The 273-nt window shown below is 34.1% G+C and carries 1 protein-coding gene; it reads left to right on the forward strand.

Translation table 11 applies throughout. The annotated features are described in order from the left end of the window. The coding region (locus R2R70_RS20250) for a hypothetical protein (RefSeq protein ID WP_410978936.1) at positions 1-273 on the forward strand (273 nt) is incomplete at both ends.

The raw sequence follows: 273 nt of genomic DNA on the forward strand, positions 1-273 counted from the left end.
TCCCAAAAGAAAACTGCTTTAAAGCGGTAGAAATAGTAAAAAATAAAGATGAACAGCTATTTAAACAATTGTATACACCTCTAGATCATAGCCCCAATGCAGATAAAGCGATCACCAAACATGTTGATAGGGCACATAAAAAATACTATGAAAAAGAGTACGATGGTATTAAAAACTTTCGTCTTGTCGAATCAAAGCTTGTTAACTACTCTGAGGATACTGAGTATAACGTTGTTAAAGGAACGTATAAAAAGTGGGGATATACAGAGCAAG

The organism is Cobetia sp. SIMBA_158, assembly GCF_046566945.1.
Lineage (GTDB): Bacteria > Pseudomonadota > Gammaproteobacteria > Pseudomonadales > Halomonadaceae > Cobetia > Cobetia amphilecti.